Source organism: Alcanivorax sp. HI0044 (assembly GCF_001634945.1).
The window spans coordinates 1-915 of the sequence record NZ_LWEZ01000299.1; the positions used below are offsets into that span (position 1 = coordinate 1).

General features: G+C 55.0%; 1 protein-coding gene. It reads right to left on the reverse strand.

Features of this window, described 5'->3' with window-relative positions; translation table 11 throughout:
* Positions 1-505 precede the first annotated feature (505 nt).
* Positions 506-915 (reverse strand): aminotransferase class I/II-fold pyridoxal phosphate-dependent enzyme (locus A3730_RS03650; protein WP_156500866.1); only part of this gene is annotated, 410 nt, incomplete at its 5' end.

Genomic DNA, 915 nt, shown 5'->3' on the forward strand with positions numbered 1-915 from the left:
CACCAGCTGATGCTCACCGGCGGGCAAAGCCTGGGAGAACGTACGACTGAGATGGGCCTGGGCGGGAAACAACACTGCCTTGCTCACCGGAGCGGTAACCGCAAAGTCAGCGGCAAAAAGGGGAATCGGAATCAGGGCACAGGCGAGCAGTAGCGAACGTTTCATTATTAAGGCCTTTGCGTTGGGCGATGCCTGTTAGTACCGCAGGTATGGGAAAGGTTCAAGCGGGCAAACCCTGACTTCGGCCAACAGGCGATTTAGGAGCGATAAGACCTCTGAAAAAAACCAACATTGGTAATATCTGTGGGAAGTAATGCTCGCATCACGAACAACGGTGCAAAGCTAAAGCGCCTTCGCGATGCAAGCATCGCTTCCCACGGTAGTATCGCCGTCTTCATAAAATGCAAAGTTCAAGCGCGACTCTACCCGTTAACGCAAAGAGGCCGCGCCCAGAGTGTGGGCGCGGCCTCTTTGTCTGCATGCGACAAAACTTATTCCATTCTTTTTAACTTTTAGTTTTCAGCTTTTCACTCAACCCGTCCAGCGCCGCAATCAGCGCCTGATTCTGTTCTGGCGTGCCCACGGTGATCCGCAGGTAGTCGGCAATGCGCTCGGGTTTGCCAAAATGGCGTACGATAATGCCTTGCTCGCGCAACCCCTGGGCCAGTTCAGCACCACTATGCCTCTCGTGGCAGGCAAAGAGAAAATTGGCCGCCGAGGGCAAACTGTCGAAGCCCCGCTGCGCCAGCTGATCGGTGAGCCACTCACGCTGACCAATCACCTGTTCGCAGCCTTCTTCAAACCATTCCTGATCCTCAAACGCGGCCACGCCGGCGGCAATGGCCAGACGATCCAGTGGGTAGGAGTTGAAGCTGTCCTTGATGCGATTCAGACCATCAATCAAGGCCTCATCAC